Source organism: Nocardia yunnanensis (assembly GCF_003626895.1).
GTDB classification, from domain to species: domain Bacteria; phylum Actinomycetota; class Actinomycetes; order Mycobacteriales; family Mycobacteriaceae; genus Nocardia; species Nocardia yunnanensis.
The window spans coordinates 7,321,686-7,344,177 of record NZ_CP032568.1 but is presented as its reverse complement, the minus strand read 5'-3'; the positions used below and the strand labels follow the sequence as shown (position 1 = coordinate 7,344,177).

The 22,492-nt window shown below is 68.3% G+C and carries 23 protein-coding genes, 1 tRNA gene and 1 pseudogene; 7 read left to right on the top strand and 18 right to left on the bottom strand.

The genetic code is table 11. The annotated features are described in order from the left end of the window. Nucleotides 1–3 precede the first annotated feature (3 nt). Entirely contained in the window at nucleotides 4–150 is a 147-nt protein-coding gene (locus D7D52_RS38305) for a hypothetical protein (protein WP_162958755.1), read from the bottom strand. A 7-nt stretch (nucleotides 151–157) separates the two neighbouring features. Continuing rightward, entirely contained in the window at nucleotides 158–1,288 is a 1,131-nt protein-coding gene (locus tag D7D52_RS34455; RefSeq protein ID WP_425464591.1) for a serine/threonine-protein kinase, read from the bottom strand. A gap of 175 nt (nucleotides 1,289–1,463) precedes the next feature. On the opposite strand from D7D52_RS34455, the gene D7D52_RS34450 reads away from it, so the two are divergent. Then, a tRNA-Ala gene (locus D7D52_RS34450) sits at nucleotides 1,464–1,539 on the top strand. Nucleotides 1,540–2,116: 577 nt separating this feature from the next. Here D7D52_RS34450 and D7D52_RS40505 read toward each other — a convergent pair. After that, a pseudogene (locus D7D52_RS40505) lies at nucleotides 2,117–2,524 on the bottom strand (recombinase family protein); the annotation flags it as partial. A gap of 218 nt (nucleotides 2,525–2,742) precedes the next feature. Here D7D52_RS40505 and D7D52_RS34440 point away from each other — a divergent pair. Further along, a complete protein-coding gene (locus D7D52_RS34440) occupies nucleotides 2,743–2,970 on the top strand; it encodes a transposase family protein (RefSeq protein WP_222932731.1) in 228 nt (75 codons plus the stop codon). Here the strand turns inward: D7D52_RS34440 and D7D52_RS34435 are convergent. The 4 genes from D7D52_RS34435 to D7D52_RS34420 form a co-directional block, all read right to left on the bottom strand. Further along, nucleotides 2,939–3,787 carry a DUF418 domain-containing protein gene (locus tag D7D52_RS34435; protein ID WP_120743163.1) on the bottom strand — a complete coding sequence of 283 codons (849 nt, stop codon included), beginning with the start codon at nucleotides 3,785–3,787 and terminating at the stop codon, nucleotides 2,939–2,941. The two genes, D7D52_RS34440 and D7D52_RS34435, sit on opposite strands and share 32 nt — an antisense overlap. Before the next feature lie 108 nt (nucleotides 3,788–3,895). Beyond that, the gene (locus D7D52_RS34430; protein WP_120743162.1) at nucleotides 3,896–4,834 is read right to left on the bottom strand and encodes a hypothetical protein; all 939 of its coding nucleotides are present in this window, start codon (nucleotides 4,832–4,834) and stop codon (nucleotides 3,896–3,898) included. Between the two features lie 8 nt (nucleotides 4,835–4,842). After that, a complete protein-coding gene (locus D7D52_RS34425; protein ID WP_120743161.1) occupies nucleotides 4,843–5,061 on the bottom strand; it encodes a hypothetical protein in 219 nt (72 codons plus the stop codon). A 55-nt stretch (nucleotides 5,062–5,116) separates the two neighbouring features. Continuing rightward, nucleotides 5,117–5,989, bottom strand: coding sequence for an NAD(P)-dependent oxidoreductase (locus tag D7D52_RS34420; protein WP_120743160.1), 873 nt, complete (start codon nucleotides 5,987–5,989; stop codon nucleotides 5,117–5,119). A gap of 79 nt (nucleotides 5,990–6,068) precedes the next feature. Between D7D52_RS34420 and D7D52_RS38300 the strand changes: the two genes are divergently transcribed. Beyond that, nucleotides 6,069–6,233 (top strand): hypothetical protein, encoded by a 165-nt coding sequence (locus D7D52_RS38300; RefSeq protein ID WP_162958754.1) that lies wholly within the window; start codon nucleotides 6,069–6,071, stop codon nucleotides 6,231–6,233. Between the two features lies 1 nt (nucleotide 6,234). Here D7D52_RS38300 and D7D52_RS34415 read toward each other — a convergent pair whose 3' ends face one another. Then, nucleotides 6,235–7,080 carry a helix-turn-helix transcriptional regulator gene (locus D7D52_RS34415; protein WP_120743159.1) on the bottom strand — a complete coding sequence of 282 codons (846 nt, stop codon included), beginning with the start codon at nucleotides 7,078–7,080 and terminating at the stop codon, nucleotides 6,235–6,237. A gap of 138 nt (nucleotides 7,081–7,218) precedes the next feature. Here D7D52_RS34415 and D7D52_RS34410 point away from each other — a divergent pair, with 138 nt between their 5' ends. Then, the gene (locus tag D7D52_RS34410) at nucleotides 7,219–7,989 is read left to right on the top strand and encodes an alpha/beta fold hydrolase (protein WP_120743158.1); all 771 of its coding nucleotides are present in this window, start codon (nucleotides 7,219–7,221) and stop codon (nucleotides 7,987–7,989) included. A 3-nt stretch (nucleotides 7,990–7,992) separates the two neighbouring features. Here D7D52_RS34410 and narI read toward each other — a convergent pair whose 3' ends face one another. The 7 genes from narI to D7D52_RS34375 form a co-directional block, all read right to left on the bottom strand. Then, complete coding sequence (narI, locus tag D7D52_RS34405) at nucleotides 7,993–8,733, bottom strand: respiratory nitrate reductase subunit gamma (protein ID WP_120743157.1); 741 nt, start codon at nucleotides 8,731–8,733, stop codon at nucleotides 7,993–7,995. Further along, entirely contained in the window at nucleotides 8,730–9,407 is a 678-nt protein-coding gene (narJ, locus tag D7D52_RS34400) for a nitrate reductase molybdenum cofactor assembly chaperone (protein ID WP_120743156.1), read from the bottom strand. Before narJ ends, narI begins: the two co-directional genes overlap by 4 nt. Then, nucleotides 9,404–11,065: a nitrate reductase subunit beta gene (gene narH, locus D7D52_RS34395; protein WP_120743155.1), complete on the bottom strand. Its 1,662-nt coding sequence runs from the start codon at nucleotides 11,063–11,065 to the stop codon at nucleotides 9,404–9,406. The genes narJ and narH overlap by 4 nt, the downstream gene beginning before the upstream one ends. Continuing rightward, nucleotides 11,062–14,754, bottom strand: coding sequence for a nitrate reductase subunit alpha (locus D7D52_RS34390; protein WP_120743154.1), 3,693 nt, complete (start codon nucleotides 14,752–14,754; stop codon nucleotides 11,062–11,064). The genes narH and D7D52_RS34390 overlap by 4 nt, the downstream gene beginning before the upstream one ends. A gap of 169 nt (nucleotides 14,755–14,923) precedes the next feature. After that, on the bottom strand, nucleotides 14,924–15,490 hold the full coding sequence (locus D7D52_RS34385; RefSeq protein ID WP_120743153.1) for a DUF308 domain-containing protein: 567 nt from the start codon (nucleotides 15,488–15,490) through the stop codon (nucleotides 14,924–14,926). A 158-nt stretch (nucleotides 15,491–15,648) separates the two neighbouring features. Next, on the bottom strand, nucleotides 15,649–16,302 hold the full coding sequence (locus tag D7D52_RS34380; protein WP_120743152.1) for a maltokinase N-terminal cap-like domain-containing protein: 654 nt from the start codon (nucleotides 16,300–16,302) through the stop codon (nucleotides 15,649–15,651). Nucleotides 16,303–16,358: 56 nt separating this feature from the next. Further along, the gene (locus D7D52_RS34375) at nucleotides 16,359–17,507 is read right to left on the bottom strand and encodes an epoxide hydrolase family protein (protein WP_120743151.1); all 1,149 of its coding nucleotides are present in this window, start codon (nucleotides 17,505–17,507) and stop codon (nucleotides 16,359–16,361) included. Nucleotides 17,508–17,623: 116 nt separating this feature from the next. Between D7D52_RS34375 and D7D52_RS34370 the strand changes: the two genes are divergently transcribed. Next, nucleotides 17,624–18,970: a cytochrome P450 gene (locus tag D7D52_RS34370; protein WP_120743150.1), complete on the top strand. Its 1,347-nt coding sequence runs from the start codon at nucleotides 17,624–17,626 to the stop codon at nucleotides 18,968–18,970. Between the two features lie 3 nt (nucleotides 18,971–18,973). Here the strand turns inward: D7D52_RS34370 and D7D52_RS34365 are convergent, their stop codons facing one another. Further along, nucleotides 18,974–19,600, bottom strand: a complete 627-nt coding sequence (locus D7D52_RS34365) for a DUF4232 domain-containing protein (protein WP_246023511.1) — start codon at nucleotides 19,598–19,600, stop codon at nucleotides 18,974–18,976. 57 nt (nucleotides 19,601–19,657) lie between these two features. Continuing rightward, nucleotides 19,658–20,065, bottom strand: coding sequence for a MerR family transcriptional regulator (locus tag D7D52_RS34360; protein WP_120743149.1), 408 nt, complete (start codon nucleotides 20,063–20,065; stop codon nucleotides 19,658–19,660). Between the two features lie 47 nt (nucleotides 20,066–20,112). On the opposite strand from D7D52_RS34360, the gene D7D52_RS34355 reads away from it, so the two are divergent. Together D7D52_RS34355 and D7D52_RS34350 are read left to right on the top strand one after the other, a co-directional pair. After that, nucleotides 20,113–21,069 carry an MBL fold metallo-hydrolase gene (locus D7D52_RS34355; protein ID WP_120743148.1) on the top strand — a complete coding sequence of 319 codons (957 nt, stop codon included), beginning with the start codon at nucleotides 20,113–20,115 and terminating at the stop codon, nucleotides 21,067–21,069. A gap of 4 nt (nucleotides 21,070–21,073) precedes the next feature. Beyond that, nucleotides 21,074–21,682: a GNAT family N-acetyltransferase gene (locus D7D52_RS34350; protein ID WP_120743147.1), complete on the top strand. Its 609-nt coding sequence runs from the start codon at nucleotides 21,074–21,076 to the stop codon at nucleotides 21,680–21,682. Nucleotides 21,683–21,701: 19 nt separating this feature from the next. On the opposite strand, the gene D7D52_RS34345 is transcribed toward D7D52_RS34350, so the two are convergent. Beyond that, a complete protein-coding gene (locus D7D52_RS34345) occupies nucleotides 21,702–22,481 on the bottom strand; it encodes an SAM-dependent methyltransferase (protein WP_120744683.1) in 780 nt (259 codons plus the stop codon). Nucleotides 22,482–22,492: the final 11 nt, after the last annotated feature.

Below are 22,492 nucleotides of genomic sequence, written 5' to 3'. Positions count from 1 at the left end.
GTTTCAGCCCAGCACCTGGTAGGTCAGCCACAGCACGGTGACCAGGAAGCACGCCGCCCCGACTGCCGCCGCGACCCGCAGCCAATGCCAGGCCCGCGAGCCCGCGTACACGTACTGCTGCCAGGCCAGGCCGGTGCGTTGATTTCTCACGGATTCCTCACAGCTGGTGGGCGATCGACACGATCAGCCAGGCGAGCAGGACGAAAACCAGCCAGCCCAGCACGATTCCGCCGGCGACCGCGCCCAGCAGGACACCGCCGATGTAGCGGGGATCGTTGCGGGTGAGGCCCTCGAGGACGCGCTGCCGGTACTCCAGCGCCGGGCCGACGAAGATGCCCCACAGTCCGGTCGCGGGCAACTCGACACCCGCGTGCTGGGGCGGGCGCACCGGTGCGCCGGATGTGAGCAGGCTGGTGGGGGAGCGGACCGGTACGGTCGCCGGTTCCGGCTTGGGGCCGTGGATCTTTCGAGTGGTGACCTCCGCGGCGTCACGGTTCTCGGTGCGGAGCCGGGTCTGCGCGTGCACCGCGTCCCGGAAATAGTGCTGGAACTCCGCCGCCGACGCGAAGCGCAACGCGGGATCCGGTGACAGCGCCTGATCCAGGACCGAACGCAGCTGCGGCGGCAGCTTCGCCGGCGCGTACACCGCCTCCAGCACCTCCGTGCACACCACAGCGAACGAGTACACGTCGCTGAGATGTGTGAACCGGCCCTGTTCGAGATATTCGGGGGCGGAATAGTTCTTGGTGCCGACCACCTGATGCGCCCGGGTCAGCCGCTGCATGTTCTCGCGCATCTCGATGGCGATCCCGAAATCGGCCAGCTTGGCGGTGCCGTCACCGCAGATCATGATGTTCTCGGGTTTGATGTCGCGGTGCACCACCTGCTTGGAGTGCGCGTACACCAGGCCGCTGAGCGCATCGGTGAGCACCCGCGCGAGCCTCGGCAGCGCATGATTCTCCGGCGCGCGCATGTACTGCCGCAGATTCTCACCCTGCACGAACTCCATCACCAAAAACGGTGACCGCAGCCCATTCTCGACGAAAACCCCCGAATCATGCAGCATCACGATATTCGCGCAATTCATCTGCGCCGCGATCCGCGCCTCCCGCTCGAACCGCTGCCACGCCACCTGCTCGTCCTGCTCCCGCACCGCGAGACTCCCCGCGTCGAGCACCTTGACCGCAACCCGCCTGCGCAACTGCCGATCCCAGCCATCCCAGACCTCGGCCATCCCCCCTTTGCCGACGAGCCCCCTCAGCTCATACCGCCCATTGATCAGCCTCACCCGCGTGCGACCTTCCCCAGAAAGCAGGCGCCTCACCAGCACCCCACCCCGGACGACAACGAATCACCGCCGAGTCTACGCCCGCTCCCACCCCAACCCCACCAGCCGATTTGCCCCCCACCCACTCCCATGGTGTACCTTCACCCAGTCGCCACCACCACCGGCGACCCCATCCGGGGCTATGGCGCAGCTGGTAGCGCACCACACTGGCAGTGTGGGGGTCAGGGGTTCGAGTCCCCTTAGCTCCACCAATCGTGCCATTGCACGAACCGACTCCATTGGGGCTGGTACCGCGGAAGCGGTACCAGCCCCAATGTCGTTTCCGGGTTGGGGGATGCGGAAGGTCGGGATCAAGCGGTCAGGGCCGGTGATGGCGACCTGGGCGACGAGGGTCTCGATCAGCGCCTTGGCCTGGGTACGGGTGCCATTGGTGATGATGTCGGCAATATGGTCGGCAATGCCGTCGAGCGTTGCGGGTTTCGGCGCGGTGGGTTCGTTTGCCAGCGCGGCGGTGAGTTCGTCGCGCCGGGTGATGAGTTGGCCTGTCTTGGCGCGCAATTCGCTGAGCCTTCCGGCGAGGAGCTCGGGATCGAGGGTGCCGTTTTCGAAGGCGTTCAGGTACCGGTCGATCGCCTGCTGAGCTTTGGCGAGCTCGGCGGTGACGGCGTCCAGTTCGATGCGGGTGTCACTACTGGAATCGCGGTGGCATCGCTGCTGGGCGGTGATGGCTTGGCTGATCAGATCGTGCCGGGTGCGGTAGAACTTGCCCAAGGCTTCCAAAACGGCCGCATCGACGGAGTCGGCGTCGAGGCGGGTGAAGTCGCACTTGTCGGCGTCGTAGCGGGCACGGTTGAAACAGGTGTAGTAGCGGTAGGTGCGGGATCGGCCGGTGGCGCGGGTGCCGATCATGGCGCGCCCGCAGCGTGGGCAGCGCAAGCGGCCGGTCAGCAAGTAGTCCGAGGAGTTCGCGGCGCGGTGGGCGTGGGATTCTCCGCGCGCTTCGAGGACCGCCTGGGCACGGTCGAAGGTGTCGGCTTCGATGATGGCGGGGTGAGTGTCGGTGACGGTGGTGCCGCGGAAGGTCAACTCACCGAGATAAATCCGGCTGTTGAGGATCCGCAGTACATGGTGGCCGGACCACTCACGGCCGGTGCTGGCACGATGCCCGCGCGCATTCAGCTCCGCGGCGACGGCACGGGCACCGAGCCGGCGGCAGGCGTAGAGGTCGAAGATCATTCGCACGACCACGGCCTCGGCCTCGTCAACGACGAGGGTTTGGGTAGCTCTGTCGACCCGGTAGCCGTAGGGTCGTTTGCCGCCCTTCCATTTGCCTTTGGCGGCTTTGCGTTCCATGCCCGCGATGACGCGGTCGATGATGGTGTCGCGTTCGAATTGGGCGAACATGCCCAGCATCGACCCTCGCCGACGCCGGATACGACGGCGCCGGGATCGGGGTGCACACCCCGGTCAAACAGCCCAGCGACGGCCGCGACCTCGATATCGACACCCGCACCCGGAACGCTCTGCTACGCGGGCTGCGCTGCCTGGCCGAACGCGGCTTCGCCCTGCTCACCGGACGCTGGCGCGCCCTGCACCACTTCACCACCAGCCCCGAGAAAATCGGCGACATCGTCAAAGCCGCACTCGTCCTCACCCATTTCGAACACGGCCGACACCAATGAAAGTCGCTGAGATCACCTCAGTGACTGCCGAAATGGGCAGCCCCACACCGAAACCCACCGCCAATGCGCGCGGAAGCCAGCGGCCGATCCATTCTGGGTCCTCGAATATTCGCCGCTTGCCGGCCGCGAGCCCGATCAGGAACATGCCCAGCGCCGGAATTCCCTGCCCTATCCAGGTGAACAGCATGAATTGCGGACCGAAGGTCAATTGCGCGCCGAGCGTGTCACTGAAATTGCCGGTGAAGCCATCATGCATGCGCTGCAAATCGAAGACCTCACCGATACCGTTCAACCCGCTATTGCCGGGTACGAAAGCCAGTGCGGCGAAGGCGAAATACAGTGTCAGCCCGGCAATGAGCGCCGGCCGCACCCGAATTCCGCGCAGCAGCACCAGGATCAGGCACAGTCCCGCGTACAGGGTGAGAATGTCGCCCAGCCACAACAGCAGCACATGAGCCACACCGATCAGGAACAATGCCAGACAGCGCCGCAATAGTCTCGGCACCGGCCGCGCACCCGACCGTGCGGCCGCCGCGATCTGCAGCGTGAACGAATACCCGAACAGGAACGCGAACAGCAGATAGAACTTCCCCAGGAACAACCCGTCGACCAACGCGTACACGAACCGATCGGCCGGGCCGTCGAATATCGGCCGCAGCGCCCCGCTGCCGGTCTCCGGCGACGACCACAGCAGCGTCGCCACCACCGTATTGGTGACCAGAATCCCGAACAGCGCGAACCCGCGCAGACTGTCGATCACGCCGATCCGTCGACCCCGCACCACCTCGGACAGCTGCGTATCGACCCGCTCGGACATGTCTTCACGCTAGGTCGGCACCCGGGGCCGCCACATCCATCGCCGACCCCGATCGCGGCGCGACCTCAGCGGTATTGACAGCGGCCCAGCATCATCCGCGCGAACGAGTCAGCCGGGCTGATCGCTCACCGCCTCGATCCGCCGCCGCAGTTCCTCGAACCGCCCGTCACGCTCGGCCGTCTCCGCCAGGACACGGAGGTCCTCGGTATCCCAGATCTCGAGGTCGAGCAGCCGCTGCAGGCTTTCCGGGGACATGGCCGCGGCGACGGCCACCAATTCCGTCCAGGCGTCCTCTCGCTGTGCGGCGGTCACCATGTTTGTGAGCACGATCGGGTCCATCCCGGCGGCCAGTTCGGCGACCCGGGTCAGGGTCCGCTCGCTCAGCAGCGACAGAAACGTCAGCGCCTCGGTGAACAGATTCTGGTCGGCGGCCACCGCAAGGATCTCGCGCACCCGATCGTCGGGCAGCTCCGCCAGCACCAGGTCGAATCGGTCGGCGACGGCGTCGAGTTCGGCGCCGAATGCCACCATGAGCATGTCCTCGCCGGATTCGATGGCGGGCAGCACCGCGCGCAATTGCGCATCCGATGCCGCCACCACGAACCGCGACAGGGTCACATAGTCCTTGCGGCGCAGCATCTCCCGCAGGACCGGCAGCAGCACGTCGGTGCCGAACTGCCGCACGATCGGTGTCGCCGCCTCCGGGTCCACGTACGGCGCGACGTCGGCGAGGAAAGGCACCGGCACGTGCCCGATCATCGCGGCGGCCCGTTCGGGGCTGAGCGAACTGGCGACCATGCCGCACAGCATCGGCCCGAAGAACCGGGTCGCGATGGCGACCGACACGCCGATCGGTATCAGCGCGCTGACCTTCGCCAGCCGCTCGAACATGGGCCGATACGGTGCGTCCAACGCCCGGTACATGCCTTGGCGCACCCGCCGCACCGCCACCGGATCGCTGTCGAGCAGGAACGCCAGTTCCGTGGCGTCGACCTGCAATTCGCGGGCCAGCTTCACCACTTCGGCCCGGGCGGCGAGACTCGTCATGATCGACCTCAGGAGAACAGGATCCGGCGTGCCACTCGCCGCAGCAGCGGTGGCACCAGGGTGAGACCGTTGTCGATGGCGGCGTTCAGATCCCGCTCCCGCTGCGCCCCCGCCCGCTCGAACGCGCCCCGCAGCATCGCGTACTGACCCTCCTCGAGCTCCCCCAGGGCCTCGAGATCAGCGCGCGCCACCCGACTGACCTCCACCAGCCGATCGAGTTCCGACACCCAGGCCAGGGTAGTCGAATCCGCGTGGGCGCAGGGATGATTCGAGCGGTCGCGGTCATTCCCGCAGCAGGTCGATGACCTTGGTTTCGGACAGCTCGCCGTGCCCGGCCGCGACCAGCCGTTCGAAAATGGCCAAGGCGGTATGCCCCAAGGCGGCCGGTGCGCCGACCACGTCCGCCAATTCGACGCCGACGCGGGTGTCCTTCCAGCGCAGCGCGGCGGTGAAGTCGATATCGCGGTCGTGCGTCCCGGTGAGCATCTCCCGGCACATGCGGATCACGGTGGGACTGGCCGCGCCCCCGCGGGAGAGGGTGTCACCGGTGACGACCGGATCGAGTCCCGCCAGTTCCGCGGTGCGCAACGCCTCGGCCGTCGCGGCGATCTGGACGGAACCGAGCAGGTTCTGGATCAGCTTGTAGCTCGTGCCCGCCCCGACCCCACCGAAGTGCACGATGTCGGCGCACAGCGGCGCCAACAGCGGCCGCGCCGCCTCGAGATGGGCGGGGTCCGCGCCGACGAACAGGGTCAGCTCCCCGGCCGCCGCGGCGGCGGGCAGCCCCGTCACCGGCGAGTCCAGATACCGAAGTCCGTGCGCGGCCGCGTGTTCGGCCAACTCCAGCACCCATGGCCGGGACAGGGTCGAGAACTCGACCGCGAACGCACCTTCCGCAAACTCCCCCGCCAGCGCCCCGTCGGCCCCCAGCCACGCCGCGCGCGACGCCTCGTCATCGGCCACCATGGCGAAGATCGCCTCCGCACCCTGCGCCGCCGCCCGCGGGGATGCAGCCGAACGCGCCCCGGCCGCAACCAATTCCGCCGCTTTCTCCGCCGTCCGATTGAACACGCTCACCTCGTGCCCGGCCGCCACCAGCCGCGCCGCCATGCCCCGGCCCATCCGCCCCAACCCCACAAACGCGATTCTCGCCACGGCCCGCACCCTACCGCCGCACCGCGCCGGAACAATGAGCTGCGCTCCGGGCGCAGCATGGGGGCATCACGATGACGAATTGGCTGCTGCGCCGCGGCTCGCGCCCTACACGATGTCCGAGCGCCCGGCCCGCCGCCTCCGCGCAGCCCTGCGCCTGCAAGGCACGGCCGGACACGATCTTCCCCTCGACGACGCCGCCTGGGCCTGCGATCGCGTCGCCGAATGGCTCATGCCCCCAGGCTGATTCACCGGTGGGTGCACGCCGGTGCGAGCGTCCGCAGTCGTTCGAGCGCCGCCACGGTGCCCGACCCCGGCGGCGGCACGAACAGTCGCAGCCGTTGATCTTCGGCCTGCGCGTGCAGCATCTCGAAGTCGAATTCGAGCGGCCCCACGACTGGGTGCACGATCCGCAGCCGGCTGGTGCGCCGCACCGCGACCTCGTGTCGCTGCCACAGGTCGGCGAATTCCGGGCTCGCTGCGGTGAGCCGGTCGACCAGTGACGTGGCCGCGGCGTCGTAGCCGCGGCGGGTGGCGGCGGCCCGCAGATCGGCGACGCGTTCCCGACCGAGGTCGTCGTGCTGTTCGGGCGGGTAGGCGGCGCGCACCGACGGCTCGGTGAACCAGCGCCACACGATATTGCGATCGTCCGCCTCGAGCAGGCACACACAACCGAACAGCGCCTCCGCCAACGCGTTCTGCGCCAGCAGCTCCCCCAGATCGGTCAGCAGCTGCGCCGGGGTGTCGCCGAGCCGATCGAGCAGATACCGCAGCGCCGGCCGCACCGCGCTGCCGGCGCGCACGCCCTCCGGGGGCCGATGCCCGGCCAGCAGATAGAGGTGGTCGCGCTCGTCGGCGCTCAACCGCAGCGTCCGCGCCAGCGCCGCCAGCAACTGGGTCGAGGGCTGGGAACTGCGCGCCTGTTCCAGCCGCATCACGTAATCGGCGGAGACGCCGGACAATTGGGCCAGTTCCTCACGCCGCAGTCCGGGCGTGCGCCGCCGCGGCCCCGCGGGCAGGCCGACCTGTTCGGGTCGGAGCCGTTCGCGGGACCGGCGCAGGAAATCGGCCAGTTTGTCGCGGTCCATGCTCATGGCAACCATCCTCGCGGCCCGCCGATGGCCATGCCACGCAGGGTAGGACGGCCGCTCCTAGGGGACGTTCTCCGCTCCTCGAGGCCGTCGCCGCTTGGCATCGTCGATCTCGTCGAACCGAACAGACAGGAGCAGGACATGAACGAGATCACCGTCGGCGCCGCCCGCGTGCCCTATCGGGTGCTGGGACAGGGCCGCCCGCTGGTGCTGGTGCACGGCACGAGTGTGGGTTCGCGAAACTGGGACGGCGTGGCCGCGGCCTTCCAGGACACCAGAACCGTGGTGCTGCCGGATCTTTCGGGCAGCGACGCCGCCCGCGACGACGGCGGCGAACTCACCGTCGAGTCGCTGGCCGAACAGGTCGCCGCGGTGATCACCGCGACCGGCGCGGGACCCGCCGACGTGGTCGGGCATTCGATGGGTGCGGCGGTGGTGGCCGCCCTGGCGGCGGGCCGGCCGGATCTGGTGCGGCGCATCGCGCTGGTGACGGGCCCGGTGGACCAGAGCGACAACTACTTCCACCACGCCATGCTGCTCTGGCGCGGCCTCGCCGAGGATCCGGCGGCCTTCGCGCGCCTGGCGATGCTGCTGGCCTTCAGCCGCGCCCACCTGGCCACGCTGAGCCCCGCGGCGGTGGACGAACTGGCCGCCGGATATCTGCCCGCCCCCGGCCGACTGCGGCAGCTGGATCTGGTCCTGCGACTCGACATCCGCGACCTGCTCCCCCGAATCCAGGCCCCCGCCTTGGTGATCGCCTGCACCCACGATGCGATCCTGGCCGTGGACGGCCCGCGCCAGCTGGCTGCCGGCATCCCGGATTCCACCTACGCCGAAATCGACTGCGGCCACATGCCGATGTTCGAGAAGCCGGACGAGCTGACCAAACTCGTCCGGGACTTCCTCGAGTGAGATCTACTGCCCGACCCGCTCCCAGCCGCGACGCGGCGAATGCTCGCCGAGCGTCTTCGCGTCGCGGCTGCGGTAGACCACATACGGCCGGGTGAGGTAACCCACCGGAGCCGAGAACACATGCACCAGCCGGCTGAACGGCCAGAACGCGAACAGCGCGCACGCCGCGAGCACATGGCATTTGAACAGGAACGGCGTGTGCACCATCAGTTCCGGCTTGGGCTGGAAGTAGAAGATCGACCGGAACCAAGGCGCTATGTCCTCGCGGTAGTTGTGCGCATTACCGGTCAGATTGCCGTACAGCGTGGCGCCCAACCCCAGCGCCAGGGTCAGACCCAGCAGCACGTACATGAATTTGTCGTTGCGGGTCGTCGCCGAGAACACCGCGCCGACGGTGCGCCGCCGATAGATCAGGATGATAAGCCCGACGACGGTGGCGATCCCCGCGAGCGCGCCGAGGCTGTAAGACCCCGCGTGATACATGCTTTCGCTGATCCCGATCTTCTCGGTCCACGACTCCGGGATCAGCAGCCCGATCACGTGCCCGACGAACACGAACAGGATGCCGAAGTGGAACAGCGGCGATCCCAGTCGCAGCAGCCGGTTCTCGTAGATCTGTGAGGAGCGGGTGGTCCAGCCGAACTTGTCGTAGCGGTAGCGCCAGACGTGCCCGACGATGCAGGCGGCGAGCGTGGCGTACGGAATCGCCACCCAGAGCAGGTAATCCACGGCGGTGAGCTTCACCGGCGTCCTCCGATCAGGTGCGGCATTCCGAGCATGGCCGGCTGGTGTGCGGGTGGCGCGAAGGGTTCCAGTCCCACGCCCTCCTCGGGCGGACCGGCGGCGATGAGCCGGACCACGGCCGCCCGTTCTTCGCCGTGCAGTGGGCGCAAAGTGGCGGACACCGACTCGAGCACGCCCGCCCACGGGGAATCGGCGTCGCGCAACGCCATTCGAATCACTTCGATGCCGGCGCGGTGCTCCTCGAGCAGCCGGCGTCCGGGCTCCGGATGCGCGGAGGCGAATTCCAGGGCCACCGCCAGATGATCGGGCAGTTCGTCGTCACCGGGCACGAGGCCCGCGGCCAGATAGACCTGTTTGATCTTCAGCAACGCCATCCCGCGCCGGCGGGTGTCACCGCAGAAGAACCAGGTCAGATACGGGCTGAACCGCTTGCGATGATCGAAGGTGTCGACATAGCGGGTGGCCACGGTGAGCGGCCGGGTCGTCTCCAGATAATCGAGCACTCGCTGCAACGGTGCGGCGACCGCCTCGGGTAGCGCCGACACCGCCCGCGCCAGCAGCGGCAGCGAATCCAGCAGCGCCTCATCGGGATAGCCCAGCAGTAGCGACTGCACCTGCCAGGCGGTCGACCGCTGGGCTTCCGAAAGCCCCGGGGCCCCGCTCTTGCGCCTCATTTGCGATGCCTCCCCTCGGGTTTGGGCATCAACCCGTCCGGCGTCCCGCGGCCGTCCCAGTTGAGCAGGTTGACCCGCCCGCTCCCGGCGACCGAGGTGGTGGAGTCGGCGGTCTGCCGCTCCTGCAACATGCGGAAGTTCTCGACCGCCACCGGCGTCAGCTGCCCGGAACTCTCCCCGAACGGACCCCACCCGCCCATGCCCGGCCCGCCGTCGTAGTCGAGGCTGCAGTCGGTGGCGAGTTCCTCGAGCCCGTGCGCCTGCTCGGCGTGCGCGGCCGGAATCACATAGCGTTCGGCGTATTTGGCGACCGCCAGCAGCCGGTACATCTCGACGAGCTCCTCCTCGGTCAAACCAACCTTGGCGGCGATCTCCGGGCGCGTCTCGCGACCGAGATTCACATCGCGCATATAGCTGCGCATGGCCGCCAGCTTGCGCAGCACGCCGTTGACGATCTCGCTGTCACCGGCGGTGAACAGTTCGGCCAGATACTCCACCGGAATACGCAGCGCCTCGATGGCGGCGAACAGATTGCCGTGGTCCTCGGCGTCGTGCCCGGTGTCCTTCAAAGCGTCGACCACCGGCGACAGCGGCGGGATGTACCAGACCATCGGCACCGTGCGGTATTCCGGATGCAGGGGCAGCGCCACCTTGTAGGTGCGGATCAGCGCGTACACCGGCGACTTCTGGGCCGCCTGGATCCAGTCGCGCGGCATGCCCGCCTGCTCGCAGGCCGCGATCACCTTCGGGTCGAACGGGTCGAGGAACGCATCGCGTTGCGCCGCATACAGATCCCGCTCGTCCGGGGTCGCCGCCACCTGAGAAACGGTGTCGGCGTCGTAGAGCATGACCCCGATGTAGCGCAGCCGCCCCACGCAGGTCTCCGCGCAGACCGTCGGCAGCCCGACCTCCATGCGCGGGAAACAGAACGTGCATTTCTCGGCCTTGCCGGTGCGATGGTTGAAGAACACCTTCTTGTACGGGCAGCCCGAGACGCACATGCGCCAGCCGCGGCAGCGATCCTGATCGACCAGCACGATGCCGTCCTCGGCGCGCTTGTAGATCGCCCCCGACGGGCAGGAGGCCGCGCACGCCGGATTGAGGCAGTGCTCGCAGATGCGCGGCAGATAGAACATGAAGGTCCGTTCGAACTCGAACTTCACCTTGTCGCCCAGCTTGCGCGCGATCGGGTCCTCGGTCGCCAATTCCGGTGCGCCGCCGAGATTGTCGTCCCAGTTCGCCGACCAGGTGATCTTGGTGTCCTTGCCGGTGATCAGCGACTTGGGCCGCGCCACCGGCGTGTGCTGCTGCACGGGCGCGGTGGTCAGCGTCTCGTAGTCATAGGTCCACGGCTCGTAATAGTCTTTGAGCTCCGGCAGGATCGGATTGTCGAAAATGGTGAACAGCTTGCGCATCCGCCCGCCGCCGCGCAGCTTCAACCGCCCCTTGCGATCCAGCCGCCACCCACCCCGCCACCGGTCCTGATCCTCGTAGGTGCGCGGATACCCTTGTCCCGGACGGGTTTCCACATTGTTGAACCACACGTACTCGACCCCGGCCCGGTTGGTCCAGGTCTGCTTGCAGGTCACCGAGCAGGTGTGACAGCCGATGCATTTGTCGAGGTTCATCACCATCGCCAGCTGCGCCATGGGTTTCATCGGTAGCGAACCTCCTGATCGGTACGGCGGCGGATGACCGTCACCTCGTCACGCTGGTTGCCGGTGGGGCCGAGATAGTTGAAGGCGTAGGAGAGTTGGGCGTAGCCGCCGATGAGGTGGGTGGGCTTGATGAGCAGCCGGGTCAGCGAGTTGTGGATGCCGCCGCGCTTGCCGGAGGTCTCGGCCAGCGGAACGTCGATGAGGCGGTCCTGGGCGTGGTTCATGTACACGGTGCCCTCGGGCATACGGTGGGTGACGATGGCGCGCGCCGCCACCACACCGTTGCGATTGACCGCCTCGATCCAATCGTTGTCGTGGATACCGAGTTTCGCGGCGTCCAGGTTCGACATCCAGATGTGCGGGCCGCCGCGCGAGAGGCTGAGCATGAACAGGTTGTCCTGGTATTCGGAGTGGATCGACCACTTCGAATGCGGGGTCAGATACCGCAGCGTCAGCCCCGCCTCGCCCTGCTCGCCCAGCGGCGGTTCGGAGAACAGCGCGGTCATGTTCAACGGCGGCCGATAGACCGGCAGCTGCTCGCCGACCTCCGCCATCCAATCGTGGTCGAGGAAGAAATGCTGCCGCCCGGTCAGGGTGTGCCAGGGCTTGTTTCGCTCCACGTTCACCGTGAACGGCGAGTAGCGGCGGCCGCCGGTCTCCGACCCCGACCACTCCGGCGAGGTGATGACCGGCACCGGCGCCACCTGGGTGTCGGCGAAGGTGATCTGCTTGCCCTCGTGCTCGGCGGCCAGATCCGCCAACCGGGTACCGGTGCGTTTCTCGAGGGTCTTGAACCCCTGGGTCGCCAAGTGGCCGTTGGTGGTTCCCGACATGGCCAGGATCGCCTCGCAGGCGTCGATATCGCGTTCGAGCGAGGGCCGCCCGTCGGCGGGACCGCCGCGCACCGTGCCGTTCTTGTGCTCGAGGTACTCGACCTCGCGCTCGACGTCGTAGGTGATGCCCTTGGTGGTCGCGCCCAGCTTCTCCATCAGCGGACCCAGCGCGCGCATCTTGGCGAACACCGCCGGATAGTCGCGTTCCACCACCGTCAACCGCGGCATCGTGACGCCCGGAATCGGTTCGCACGCACCGGTTTTCCAATCCCGGACCACGCCGTGCGGGTTGGCCATGGCATCGGGGGTGTCGTGCAGCAGCGGGGTCGCCACCAGATCCTTGCGCACCCCCAGGTGGACGCGGGCCAGGCGGCTGAACTCCTGCCCGATGGTCATGAACGCATCCCAGTCGGTGCGGGTCTGCCACGGCGGCGCGATGGCCGGGCTGAAGGAGTGCACGTAGGGATGCATGTCGGTGGACGACAGGTCGTGCTTCTCGTACCAGGTGGCCGCCGGCAGCACCACATCCGAGAACACGGTGGTGCTGGTCATACGGAAGTCGAGGGTCAGCAGCAGATCCAGTTTCCCGGTCGGCGCTTCCTCGCGCCAGGTCACGTCGGTGGGCCGGTTCTCCACCGGCGCTTCGTCGGCGCGCAGCGAATTGTCCGCGCCGAGTAGATGTTTGAGGAAATACTCGTTGCCCTTGGCCGAGGAACCCAGCAGATTGGAACGCCAGATGGTGAGCAGGCGCGGGAAGTTGGCCGGGCTGTCGGGATCCTCGCAGGCGAACCCGAGCGCTCCGGACTTCAGTTGCGCGACAACATGATCCGCCACCGGCACCCCGGCCGCCTCGGCCTCGTCGACCAGGTCGAGCGGATTGCGGTCGAAGGTCGGGAACGAGGGCATCCAGCCCATGCGCGCGGTCTGGGCGAGCAGATCGGCGGTGGTCTTGCCCGCGATGTGCCCGCTGCCCTGTGTCGTGGTGAGCTGATTGGCATTGAACGGGTCGTAGCGGAACTGGTCGGTGTGCAGGTACCAGTAGGCGGTCTGGATCATCTGCCTCGGCGGACGCGACCAGTCCAGCCCGAAAGCCACCTGCGCCCAGCCGGTCTGCGGACGTAGCTTCTCCTGACCGACGTAATGCGCCCAGCCGCCGCCGTTCACGCCCTGACAGCCGGTGAGCGTGGTCAAGGCCAGGAAGGTTCGGTACATGGTGTCGGAGTGGAACCAGTGGTTGGTGCCCGCGCCCAGCAGGATCATCGAGCGGCCGCGCGATTCCTCGGCATTGGCGGCGAATTCGCGTGCGATGCGGGCGGCCTGCGCGGCGGGCACGCCGGTGATGGTCTCCTGCCAAGCCGGGGTGCCCGGCTGGGTGGCGTCGTCGTAGCCGCTCGGCCACTCGCCCGGCAGGCCGGGACGGTGCACGCCGTAGCGGGCCAGCAGCAGATCGAAGACGGTGGTGACCAGATGCCCGCCGATGGTGCGGGCCGGCACGCCGCGCACGACCTCGCCGGGCGCGCCGTCGCCGGTGTCGAAGCGCGGCAGGGTGACGGTGACCGCGCCCTGGCCGTCCACCGACAGCAGCGGTTCGACGTCATCGAGCTCGAGATTCCACTTGCCCGCGCCCTCCTCGCCGTAGCGGAAGCCCAGAGAACCGTTGGGCACCACCGGTTTTCCGCTCTGATCCAGCAGGACGGTCTTGAACGCGGCATTGGCCTCGGCGGCGAACTCGGGCAGGTCGGCGGCGGTGAGGAACTTGCCGGGCCGGAAGCCCTCGCCCGCCCGGTCCAGGCGCACCAGGAACGGCAGATCGGTGAAGCGGCGCACGTAGTCCTGGAAGTAGGGCGCCTGCCGGTCGACGAAGAACTCGCGCAGGATCACATGCCCCATGGCCATGCCCAGCGCGCCGTCGGTGCCCGGGTGCGGGGCCAGCCATTCGTCGGCGAACTTGACGTTGTCGGCGTAGTCGGGCGCGATCGAGACGACCTTTTGACCCCGGTAGCGCGCCTCGGCCATCCAGTGCGCGTCCGGGGTGCGGGTGACCGGGACATTGGAGCCCCACATGACGAGATAGCCCGCGTCCCACCAATCTCCGGACTCGGGCACGTCGGTCTGGTCGCCGAAGACCTGCGGTGAGGCGACCGGCAGATCGGCGTAGAAGTCGTAGAACGACAGCATGCAGCCGCCGACGAGCGACATGAATCGCGACCCGGCGGCGAAGGACGCCATGGACATGGCCGGAATCGGAGAGAAACCCGCAATGCGGTCGGGCCCGAAGGCTTTCACCGTGTAGACGTGGGCCGCGGCGACCAGTTCGACGGCCTCCTCCCAGGTGGCGCGCACCAGCCCGCCGCGCCCGCGCACGCTCTTGTAGGCGCGCGACTTCTCCGGATCGGTGACGATCGACTCCCACGCCAGCACCGGATCCCCGGTGCGCGCCTTGGCTTCCCGGTACAGCTCGAGCAGGACGCCGCGAATGTAGGGGTAGCGCACCCGCGTCGGCGAATAGGTGTACCAGGAGAAAGCCGCGCCGCGCGGGCAGCCGCGGGGTTCGTACTCGGGACGGTCGGGCCCGGTGCTGGGATAGTCGGTGGCCTGGGTCTCCCAGGTGATGATGCCGTCCTTGACGTAGACCTTCCACGAACACGATCCTGTGCAGTTGACCCCGTGCGTGGAGCGCACCACCTTGTCGTGCGACCAGCGGTCGCGGTAGAAATCGTCGGATTGCCGTCCGCCGCGCAGATACTCGCTGCGCAGGTCCGGGGACATCTCGGTACGCAGGAAGAACCGCCTGGACCGGATGAGCGCCTCGGTCAGCTCCCCGGCGACCACGCCGCTGCCATTGTTGCGGGCCATCTACCCCTACCTCTCACCGTGTTGTGCGATGTCACTGTGCGGCGGCATCCGTCGCGATCGAGCATCCAGCACACGAACATTCCGAACCTACCGGCAAACTTCAGGCAATCCGCGAATTTCGCGAGGTTTGGCGATGTGAGAGCAATCCGCTTTTCAGGGATGTGATCTGTCAAACGGGTTCGACGAGGCCGCGCTGCAAGCGCGCGCCCAGCAGGATCTCCGAGACCCCCAGGACAATGACCAGCAACCCCGTGGTGATCGACAGGGTGGTCATCGAGACGAACGGGATGGCCGCGACCGCCACGCCGCCGATCATGGTCGCCAACCCGACCAGCTCCAACCGGCCCGCGCCCTGGAACTGCTCCGACCACACGGCCACGATGGCCAGCGCGATACCGCGCACCGTCCAGCCCATGCCGACCCACAACGACAGCAACGCGACCGACTCGCCGCTGCCGAAACAGGACGCGGCCAGCGCGAGAGCCAGGATCGCGCTCGCGACCTCGAGCGCCTTGAGCGGGTTGCCGATCCGGGCCCCGAACGCGATGACCGCCTGCACCGCCGCGGTGGCGATGAGCACCAGGCCGTACAGGATTCCGGCGATGGTCACGGATTTGTCGGGCCAGACGGCCAGTACGATCCCCAGCAGGATCGAGCAGCCGCCGGTCACGACCAGCGACTGCCAAGCCCAGTCGGCGAAAACCTCTGTTCGCCCTTGGATCCGAGTGGCGGACACCCCGCAATGATATGACCGGAATGCCCTGGTAATCGGACGTTTGAATGATCAGCGGCCGTCCGGCGCGTCGCCGAACACTCCACGGTCACGACGAGGTTCGGCAGCACAACGAGCCGTCGCGCGCCCCAGGGCCGGGCAGCGCGGGTCGCGGCGAGCGGTCAGGGCGCGCTGAGGAACACGCCGCGCCGCAGCGTCCCCTCCGGGGTCGTCCACGGGGCATCGACATGACTGCGGGGGTGCTGCGAGACCGCGGGCAGGCCGAGACGGCGGTGCAGGCGCAGCAGCTCCGCGCCGGCATTGGCAGAGCGATCGGAATCGAAGGCGATATCGGTGTGCGCGTCGGTGTCGATGACCGTGGGCCGGAAACCCGGTGCGGGAGTGAGGATATCGCCCGGCACCAGATGCACCGTGAGATCGGGGGTGTCGCTGGCATGCTGATCCTGCGGGGTGGCCTTGCCGGTCAGCAGCAGCGCAGCCTGCTCGACGAACACCGGATCATGCGCGGCATCGTAGAGCCAGCGCAGCCCGAGCACACCGTGTTCGGAGGTGCCGATGAGCGCGTGGTCGAGAGCCTCCTCGCGCGCCCCGCGATAGGTCATCGGCACCAGGTAGACCGCGGGCTGCGGCCCGGTGGCGTCGGCGACGACCATGACCTCGATGCCGACCTCGCCGTCGGGATCGTCGAGCCGGAAGCCGCCGGACTTGCTCAACCGCGGCGCCGGACCGCCGATGTACCAGTGGCGGGTCGGTAGCCACCGCGCCAGCAGCTCCAGTTTGCCGGGCTTCATGGTCGTCTCGTGGATCTCCGCCATGCCGCCATCCTGCCAGAGTCGGGCCGGATGGCGGCGGAAGCGATTGCGGCGGTGCGCTATTCGGCCGATTCCCGCAACTTGCGGAAGAAGTCACGCATATCGCGGACCATCAAATCGGGTGCCTCCATGGGCGCGAAATGGCCGCCACGCTCGAATTCCGACCAGTGCACGACGGTGTGGCGGCGTTCGACGATGCCGCGGACGGTGTTGTTGCCGGGGAACACCGCCACCCCGGTCGGCACCCCGGAATTCGGCGGCTCGGCGCCCCACTGCTGGGATTCCTTGTAGAGGCGCATGGAGGATCCGCCGGTGTCGGTGAACCACAGCACCGACAGATTGCGCAGCAGCATGTCGCGGTCGATGGCGTCGGTGGGCGTGGCCTTGGCCGGATCCTTGAAGGTGTTCACCACATCCAGGACCCATGCCAGCAGCGCGGCCGGCGAATCGGACATGGCGGGGGCGAGGGTCTGCGGGCGGGTGGCGTGCATTCCGGCGTACCCGGAGGTGTCGCGGCTGCTCCAATCCTTCAGCCGCGCCAGCTTTTCCCGATCGGCGGGGCTGTAGCCGGATCCGTCGTCGCGCCAGGACGGAATGGTGATCGGGTCGTTGAGATGGATGCCCACCACCCGTGCGGCGGCGATGCGGGCCAGCTGCGGGGCGATGAACGATCCGGCGTCACCGCCCTGCGCCCCGTAACGGTCGTAGCCCAGCGCCGCCATGAGGGTCGCGATCGATTCGGCGGCGCGTTCGGTGGCGGCGTCGCCCGCGCGGTGGGTCGGACCGGAGAAACCGAAACCGGGCAGGGTGGGGATGACCAGGTGGAAGGCGTCGGCCGGGTCGCCGCCGTGGGCGCGGGGATCGGTGAGCGGCCCGATCAGGTCGGTGAAGTCCTCGAAGGGCCAGCCGTGGACGAGCACCAGCGGCAGGGCATCGGGTTCCGGTGAGCGGACATGAGTGAAATGCATTCGCCGGCCGTCGATTTCGGCGAGGAACTGCGGATGCCGGTTGAGTTCGGCCTCCTCTGCCCGCCAGTCGAACCCGCTCCCCCAGTACTCGCACAGCTCGCGCACATACGCGGTCGGGATACCGTAGCTCCATCCCACGCCGGGCAGCTCGGCGGGCCAGCGGGTGCGAGCCAGGCGGGTCCGCAGCTCCTCGATTTCGGCGTCGGGGATGTGGATCTGGAAGGGTTCGAAAACCGTCATGGCTCCACGGTACGAACGAAATAGGTCAGGTCATGTCCTAGACCGGCAGTGGTTCCGCTGCCGGTATCGCGCGTTCTAGGCTGGAGCACAAGCGATTGCGCCGCGCGGACGCGGCCATGCGAAGGGACGGCACCGTGAGCACCGCCTATCCGCCCGGCCCGCCGCTGCCCCGCAGCGTGCAGACCGTCCTGTACGCCCAATGGCGTGGCGCACTGCTGCGCACGGCGGCGCGCCGCTACGGGGAGGTGTTCACCCTGCATCTCGTGCCGCCCTACGCCGAGAGCGTGGTGGTGTTCTCGCGCCCCGAGCACATTCGCGAGATCTTCGCGGCCGATCCGGCGGATCTGCATGCCGGGGAGGGCAATCGGCTGCTGGTGCACATCATGGGCGAGCATTCGCTGCTGCTCACCGACGAGGACGCGCACGCGCGGGCGCGGCGGCTGCTCATGCCCGCCTTCGTGGGTTCGTCGCTGCGCGGCTATCGGACCCTGGTCGACGCCATCGCCAAGACGCATGTCGACCGCTGGGCCTCGGGCGCGACCATGCACACCCTCGACCGCATGAACGAGCTGACCCTCGACGTCATCATGCAGGTGGTCTTCGGCGTCACCGACGAACGGCGCCGCGACGCGCTCGCACCGCGGCTGCGCCGGATCGTGAACATCAACCCGATCATGTTCTTCGGCTGGAAATATCCGCGGCTGCAGCGGCGCGGGCCGTGGAAACGCTTCCGCGACAACCAGAATGCCATCGACGAGCTGCTCTACGACGAGATCGCGGCGCGACGCGCGCAACCGGATCTGGACGGGCATGCCGATGTGCTGTCCCGGCTGCTGAGCGCCGGATCCGGTGAGAATCCCGCCGACGCACCGCTGTCGGACGCGGAACTGCGCGATCAGCTGATGACGTTGCTGCTGGCCGGGCACGAGACCACCGCCTCGGCTCTGTCGTGGGCCTGCCACGAGCTGGCCGCCAATCCCGCCATCCAGGATCGCGCCCAGCTCGCCGCCCACGAAGGCGACGAGAAGTATCTCGAGGCGGTGCTGAAGGAGGCCATGCGCCGGCACACCGTGATCGCCGCGACCGGCCGCAAACTCACCCGCGACCGCACCATCGGCGGATACGAACTGCCGAAGGGCACCGTGGTGTCCACCTCGATCCTGTTGGCGCACAGTCGCACCGAAGCCTTCCCGGACGTCCTGGCCTTCCGGCCCGAACGATTCCTCGACGGCGAGGTGGCGGCCAACACCTGGCTGCCGTTCGGGGGCGGGGTGCGGCGCTGCATCGGGGCCGGATTCTCGCTCATGGAGGGCACGGCGGTGCTGCGGGAAATCCTGACGCGCTACCGGCTTTCGCTGCCCGCCGGCGCGGGCGCGGAGAAGACACGGATCCGCAATATCACCCATGTTCCGGCGCATGGGGCGCCGGTGGTGGTGACCGCCGACAACGCGGTGCCGCGATAGCCGTCACCCGGTGACCGGGTGGACGTGCAGGGCACAGCTGTCGATCGTCACTGTGACGGTGTGGGTGTCGGTCGAATTGGGCGGTGTCACCGAGAGATTCGTATACAGCGGGCAGCCGGAGCCGGCGGCGTCGAAGGCGGTGCCTTCCACGATCGCGGTGGCCGGATGGTCCGGGCGCAGGGTCACGGTCGGGGGGTCGTCGCTGCCCTGCGGCAGGCCGCCCATGAAGCCGCGCGGGGTGCGGTCCGCGTGCAGCAGCGGGCCGCCCGCACCGGAATCGACCCCCGGATAACCGGCCAAGGTGCACGGTGACGCGCCCGCGGCCAGGGTGAAGACGAGTTCGACGCCGCGATGTCCGGTGGCCGGGGACATGACCTTGCCGCTGACCTCGACCTGCCCGGCGCCGCAGGCGCCGAGGCCGGCGGTCGTGGCGCTCGGGGTCGTCGCACTGGGGGTCGGCAGAGCCGGAGCCGTCGCGCTGGGCGCGGGCACAATCGGTGCGGTCTCGCTCGGGGCCGCCATACTCGACAACGCGACCGGTGGCGAGGTGGTCGGACCGGTCGAACAACCGGCCGCGCCGAGCGCCACGGCCACCACGGTGCCGGTGAGAATCCCGCTGTGAAAGCGCATTTCCCGCTCCTCCCGGTTCGGAAGTCAGGGCTGGGCGGACCCGACGCCCCTACCGGTCTATCGGAATTCGCGGCGCGAATGTGATCGCGCCGCGAAGTCCGAACACTGCGGGCATTCGCTGATCACCGGATGATCGCACGCGGCCAGATGCCCCAGGAACCGATCGGTGGCCTCCAGCAAGGCGATTCGCTCGCGCACCTCGGCCCGGCGCTGGGCCAGCATGGCCTGGCGATCCTCGCAGCCGCCGCGGCCGAGTTGCCGGATCTGATCCAGCGACAGACCGGTGCGCTGCAGCTTCTGGATCACCCGCGCGTAGTCGAGGATCTCCTCGGTGTAGCTGCGATGCCCCGAGGAGCTGCGCGGCGGCGCGAGCAGTCCCATCGATTCCCAATGCCGCAGCACGTGCGTTTCGACACCGAGTGCCGCGGCGGCATCACCGATTCTCATGTCCTGGGCCGTGGCCACGATTCACCCCTTTACTTCATGTCGACCTTAAGTATTACCGTGCCGTCATGTCCGAACCAGTGCGTAACCCGAGCCTGTTCCAATGCTGCGCGGCGGCAACCAGTTCCCTCGCCGGCGTGTTGCGGCCCCGGCCCATCGATCAGCGGTTTCTGCGATCCCTCACCGATGCCGGGCTGCCGACGCCCGAGCGGACCGTGCGGGTGCGGGCGCTCGCGCAGGTCCCCCGTTCGGTGCCGACCGCGGCCGTGGTCGAGGGCGTGTTCACCCCCAAGCGCATCGACAGTTCGCTGACCTCGTTCGTCGTCGAGCATCCCGAGGCCGCCTTCGTCGTCGACCCCAGCTACTGCGTGGACGCCGAGCACCGGGCCATCGCGCAACTGCCGTCCCTGCTGCGACCGGCGGTGCGGCCGCCTGCCGACACCATTCCCACCGTCACCGCGCTGCGCGCCGAAACCGATCTGCCCGCGCTCGATTTCGCGTTGCCGACCCACGCGCACTGGGATCACGTGTGCGGGCTGCTGGATCTGCCCGGGCTGCCGGTGCATCTGCACAGCGTCGAACGAGAGTGGGTGACTGGCAAACCGGTGGCGCCGGTCGGCGGGGTGCGGGATGCGCTGCTGGATCGGCCGGTGGTCGAATACGACCTCGACGGTCCGCCGGTGCTCACCTTCGCCCGCAGCCGGGACCTGTTCGGGGACGGCAGCGTCGTGCTGGTGGATCTCGCCGGGCACACCCCGGGCAGTGTGGGAGTGCTCGCGCACACCGCGCGCGGGTGGGTGCTTTTGGCGGGCGATGCGGCCTGGCACGCGCTGCAAATCGAGAAGGTTCGCCAGAAGGCCGGGTTCCCAGGGCTTTTCGTCGACGACGACCGCGAGCTCACCTTCAAGACCTTGCATCGGCTGCATCTGGCGCAGCGGGTGATCCGAGTTGTCCCCACCCATGACCACGCGGCGGCACAACACCTCGTCACCGCGCGTCGGGAGGCGGCCGAACCGCTAGCGTGAGCGCATGGGGATCACCGTGCGCCCGGCGCAGCTGTCCGACGTACCCGAGGTGGCGCGCGTGCTGGGGATCGCGTTCTGCGATGATCCGATCGTCGAGTGGCTCATTCGCGACGACGCCACTCGCGGCCGTCGCGCGGCCGCGCTCTTCGCCGCTCAGGCCCGCCACCACTTCGTTCCGCTCGGCGGGGTGGAGGTGGCGTGCAACGCCGCGGGTTCGATCGTGGGCGCGGCACTGTGGGCGCCGCCCGGGCGCTGGCACGCCGACGATGCCGACAGCTTGCGCCAATTGCCGCAGTTGGTCTGGGCCTTCCGGCATCGGCTGATCGTCGCGGCCCGGCTCGCCGATCGCATGATGACGGCGCACCCGCGAGAACCGCACTGGTATCTGGCCGTCATCGGCACGCTGCCCGGGGTCCGCGGGCAGGGTTACGGCCAGGCGCTGTTGAGGTCTCGCCTCGACCGCTGCGATGCCTACGGCGTGCCCGCCTATCTCGAGTCCAGCAAACCCGCGAACGTGCCCTACTACGAACGCTTCGGTTTCGACGTCACCGGCACCCTCGACGTCACCGGCGGCGGTCCCCCGCTGTGGCCGATGTGGCGGCCGTCCCGCTGACGAAAAGTCGTGCGGGAGTTCACTGTTTGCGGGCGAGGCCGCCGATGATCAGTTCGTCCCAGAGACTGGGTTCGGGTGTGTCGGCGGGGTCGATGTGCCAGCGGGTGCAGGCGGTGAGGCCGTCGGGGTCGAGGCTGAGGGAGCCGAAGCAGGCGCTGATCTCCGCGTCGGTGCGGAATCGGCCGCGGCCGAAGGCCTCGAGGATCTTGCGTTCGGTCGCGATCGCCTCACGGCTCGTGCCGGAACGAAATTGGGTCAGATACACCTGACTGCCCGCGGCAATGCGGTCGGCCCAGTAGCGGACCACACCGGCCGGGTCCTCGTCGTCGTTGACGAAGCTGAGAGTGATGCCGAACAGGATGCCGAGCGGCTGGTCGAAGTCGATGAGCCGGGCGACCTCGGCATGCTTCTCGATGCTCGCGGGATCGCGAATATCGGCCTCCACCACCGCGATCGCGTCGTCGACGGCCAGCAGGGCCCGGCCGTGAGCCACCACGAACGGGTCGTCGTCCACGTAGACGACACGGGCGCCGGGCTGGATCCGCCGCAGCGCCTCGTGCACGTTCTCGGCCGCGGGAAGCCCGCAGCCCATATCGATCACCTGGCGGATGCCCGCCGCGGCCATCACCCGGGTCGCGCGCAAGACGGATTCGCGGTTGGCGATGGCGACGCCCACCGAGCCGGGGAGATCGTCGATGAAGTAGTCGCCCAACGCCTTGTCGACGCCGTAGTTGTCGCGTCCGCCGAGCACATAGCTGTACACGCGTGCCACACTCGGCCGTGCTTGCCGCTTCCGCATGGCGTTGATAT

What these genes read in the sequence shown, in the direction of transcription:
- D7D52_RS34435 (WP_120743163.1), bottom strand. Translation starts at nt 3,787, where the DNA reads ATGTCCGAGCGGGTCGATACGCAGCTGTCCGAGGTGGTGCGGGGTCGA.
- D7D52_RS34430 (WP_120743162.1), bottom strand. Translation starts at nt 4,834, where the DNA reads ATGACGAGTCTCGCCGCCCGGGCCGAAGTGGTGAAGCTGGCCCGCGAA.
- D7D52_RS34415 (WP_120743159.1), bottom strand. Translation starts at nt 7,080, where the DNA reads ATGAGCATGGACCGCGACAAACTGGCCGATTTCCTGCGCCGGTCCCGC.
- D7D52_RS34380 (WP_120743152.1), bottom strand. Translation starts at nt 16,302, where the DNA reads ATGGCGGAGATCCACGAGACGACCATGAAGCCCGGCAAACTGGAGCTG.
- D7D52_RS34355 (WP_120743148.1), top strand. Translation starts at nt 20,113, where the DNA reads ATGTCCGAACCAGTGCGTAACCCGAGCCTGTTCCAATGCTGCGCGGCG.
- D7D52_RS34345 (WP_120744683.1), bottom strand. Translation starts at nt 22,481, where the DNA reads ATGCGGAAGCGGCAAGCACGGCCGAGTGTGGCACGCGTGTACAGCTAT.
- D7D52_RS34365 (WP_246023511.1), bottom strand. Translation starts at nt 19,600, where the DNA reads ATGCGCTTTCACAGCGGGATTCTCACCGGCACCGTGGTGGCCGTGGCG.
- D7D52_RS34410 (WP_120743158.1), top strand. Translation starts at nt 7,219, where the DNA reads ATGAACGAGATCACCGTCGGCGCCGCCCGCGTGCCCTATCGGGTGCTG.
- D7D52_RS34370 (WP_120743150.1), top strand. Translation starts at nt 17,624, where the DNA reads ATGCGAAGGGACGGCACCGTGAGCACCGCCTATCCGCCCGGCCCGCCG.
- narJ (WP_120743156.1), bottom strand. Translation starts at nt 9,407, where the DNA reads ATGAGGCGCAAGAGCGGGGCCCCGGGGCTTTCGGAAGCCCAGCGGTCG.
- narH (WP_120743155.1), bottom strand. Translation starts at nt 11,065, where the DNA reads ATGAAACCCATGGCGCAGCTGGCGATGGTGATGAACCTCGACAAATGC.
- D7D52_RS34390 (WP_120743154.1), bottom strand. Translation starts at nt 14,754, where the DNA reads ATGGCCCGCAACAATGGCAGCGGCGTGGTCGCCGGGGAGCTGACCGAG.
- D7D52_RS34350 (WP_120743147.1), top strand. Translation starts at nt 21,074, where the DNA reads ATGGGGATCACCGTGCGCCCGGCGCAGCTGTCCGACGTACCCGAGGTG.
- D7D52_RS34375 (WP_120743151.1), bottom strand. Translation starts at nt 17,507, where the DNA reads ATGACGGTTTTCGAACCCTTCCAGATCCACATCCCCGACGCCGAAATC.